This is a genomic window from Rhodococcus sp. AW25M09 (assembly GCF_000333955.1).
Lineage (GTDB): Bacteria > Actinomycetota > Actinomycetes > Mycobacteriales > Mycobacteriaceae > Rhodococcoides.
Genome location: NZ_CAPS01000057.1, coordinates 1 through 2,933, shown reverse-complemented (window position 1 = coordinate 2,933; position 2,933 = coordinate 1). Strand labels below are relative to the sequence as shown.

At 64.1% G+C, this 2,933-nt stretch carries 2 protein-coding genes; both read left to right on the top strand.

What is annotated here, in order from left to right; all coding sequences use genetic code 11:
• Positions 1-63 precede the first annotated feature (63 nt).
• Positions 64-1,536, top strand: coding sequence for a cryptochrome/photolyase family protein (locus RHODMAR_RS11035; protein ID WP_042938779.1), 1,473 nt, complete (start codon positions 64-66; stop codon positions 1,534-1,536).
• A gap of 377 nt (positions 1,537-1,913) precedes the next feature.
• A partial coding sequence (locus tag RHODMAR_RS11030; protein WP_081605967.1) for a DUF222 domain-containing protein occupies positions 1,914-2,933 on the top strand: 1,020 nt, incomplete at its 3' end.

The window sequence follows — 2,933 nt, the reverse complement described above, 5'->3', positions numbered from 1 at the left end:
GGTGCAAAAGGCGCACGAGGGAGGGTGGGTTTGCGCGAGATCCTCCGGGAGAACACTGGAAGCATGGACGCACTGTGGTTGTTCGGTGATCAGCTCGGACCGCACTTTCACTCGGTGGACGAGCATGCCGAGCGAGACGTGCTGATGATCGAATCCCGACGCGTGTTCCGGCGTCGGCGCTACCACCGGCAGAAGTTGCACCTCGTACTGTCCGGGATGCGCCATCTGGCGGACGAGCTCGGCGACCGGATGACGTACCTGCAGACCGAGACGTACCGAGAAGGGTTGGCCGAGTTCGGCAAACCCGTCGTTGTATTCGAGCCGACGTCCCACGCGGCGGAGAAGTTCGTTGCCAGGTTGCACGAGGAGGGCCTGGTGTCGGAAATATTGCCGACGCCGATGTTCGCCCTCGGCCGAGCAGAGTTCGCGGAGTGGGCAGCCGAACGCGGCACCTTCCGCATGGAGACGTTCTACCGCGAGCAGCGCAAGAAGTTCGGGGTACTGATGGACGGCTCCGAACCGGTCTCGGGAAAGTGGAACCTCGACGCCGAGAACCAATCCCCGCCGCCGAAAGGACGCCTGACGCTGGGCGTGGAGGAACCCTGGTGGCCGACCGAGGATGCGATCGACGACCAGGTACGCACCGACCTCGGCACCTGGGACCTCGACACCGTGGGAGTTGACGGGCCCCGCGTGTTCGCGGTGACCGCTTCTGAGGCGTCGGAGGCGTTGGCGCACTTCGTGAACTATCGGTTGGACGATTTCGGTAAATACGAGGACGCGGTGATGGCCGACGACTGGACGATGTCGCACTCACTGCTCTCGGTTCCGCTGAACCTCGGACTGTTGGAACCGTTGGAGGTTGCGCACGCCGCCGAGGACGCGCACCGAGACGGTATGGCGCTGGCGAGCGTGGAAGGTTTCGTTCGGCAGATCCTCGGCTGGCGCGAATACGTGTGGCACCTGTACTGGCATCTGGGGCCGGAGTATCTCGAGCGCAACAAGCTCGAAGCCCATGAGCCACTGCCGGATTGGCTGACGGAGTTGGACGGCGATTCCGTCGTGGCGAAATGCCTGTCCAGCACCGTCGACGGTGTGCGCGACCGCGGCTGGGTGCACCACATTCCTCGACTGATGATTCTGGGAAACTTCGCGCTGCAACATGCCTGGGACCCGCGAGCACTGACGGACTGGTTCGCCACGGCCTTCGTCGACGGATTCGCCTGGGTCATGCCGGTGAACGTGATCGGCATGAGCCAGCATGCAGACGGGGGCGTGATCGCCACCAAGCCCTACGCAGCGGGCGGGGCGTACCTGAACCGTATGACCGACTACTGCAAGCCGTGTGAATTCAACCCGAAGAAGAGACTGGGCGACGACGCCTGCCCCTTCACCGCCGGCTACTGGGCCTTCGTGCACCGACACCGTGAAATGTTGGCCGCCAACCACCGCACGGCGCGTCAGGTGTCGTCGATGAACCGATTGAGCGATCTCGAACAGGTGTTGGAACAGGAAAGCCAGCGAGAAGTGTACTGACGCGCCACGGCATAGTTGAGCGCGGTCGGCCTGCCGTACGTCTTCGTCGGTACCGGCTCCGTGACGCCCACACGCCGGCTGAGACGCCGCGAGTGGAGCCGAACGTCTCCCACGGTTGGTGCCGCAGCCGCCCAAGCAACCCAGCCCATCGCACACGAACGACATCCTGAATCACCGGACAGTGGAGACGACTCGGCAGATAGAACGGCGCAAGTTCGGCGCGCCGCAGACTGGCCGGAAACCAGGGATTTTCGGGTGCCGCGGGCCCTCTACCACGAAGCACCGACAGGTTTTGGTTGACGAATAGTTAAGCACAGCAATAGTTTTCGATTTAATCATCATTGCCAGTCGAACGCACGTTCGATACACTTCATGGCATGACCACAGCGATCTGGCAACTGAGCGAGGACCAACTCCTCGCTGCCGCCGCCGAGGTCTCCCACCAGATCCAATTGTTGGAAGCCCGGCGGATCGCCCTCGTCGCCGAAATCGACACCCGCGTCTCCCGCGAGAAACTCGGCTTCCCCGGCCCCGCCGGCTGGCTCACCTCCACCACCCTGCTCTCGGCGGGAAAAGCCAACAAGATTCTCGCCCTCGCCCGTGGAATGGCTGCCTTTCCCGACATCGCTGACGCGGTCAACACCGGTGTCATGTCCCTCGACCATGCCGCCCTGATCCTCGACTTCGCTGAAACCCCACCCAAGGACCTCCCCGAAGAGGGCTGCGATATGGCCCGGGCAGCGCTGATCAAAGCCGCGACCGGACCCGACGCCCGCACCAGCCCACTACGCGCGGCGATCACCCGCTTGAACGACCTCTACGGCAGCAACAAGCCACCCGCCGAGGACACCGACCGCAACGAACTCTTCGCCTCCAAAACGTTGAACGGACGCCTGGCACTCAAAGGGGATTTCGACGCCGTCACCGGAGAAAAACTGCTCACCGCACTCTCACCCCTGACCGAACCCCGCCCCGCCGTCGACGGCACCCAAGACCCCCGCAGCCCGGCCAAGCGCAGGGCGGATGCGTTCGGGCAGATCCTCGACCACTACCTCGCCTCCAGCGACCGCCCGAACGAAGGCGGCGACAAACCCCACGTCAACCTTCACATCCGACTGAAAGACCTCACCGACCTCCGCAACACCGCAGCAAGCACAGGCGCAGGCGGCAACGGCAGCGGCAGTGGCAGTGGCAGTGGCGAGAACACCGGCACCGCAACCGAATCGGACTGCTCCAGTAGCGTTGGCGACCGCAGCGGCAGCGGCAAGGGCGGTCATTGTGGCAGCGGCAACGGCAACGATTCTGACGGTGCGACCGCGCCGACCCCTGATCGTGGCGCCTATCGGGATCTGTTCGGCGACGGCACCTCTGTCGGCTGGCTGCCCTGGATGGGACCA

Coding starts and splice junctions, on each gene's coding strand:
- RHODMAR_RS11035 (WP_042938779.1), top strand. CDS start 64: ATGGACGCACTGTGGTTGTTCGGTGATCAGCTCGGACCGCACTTTCAC.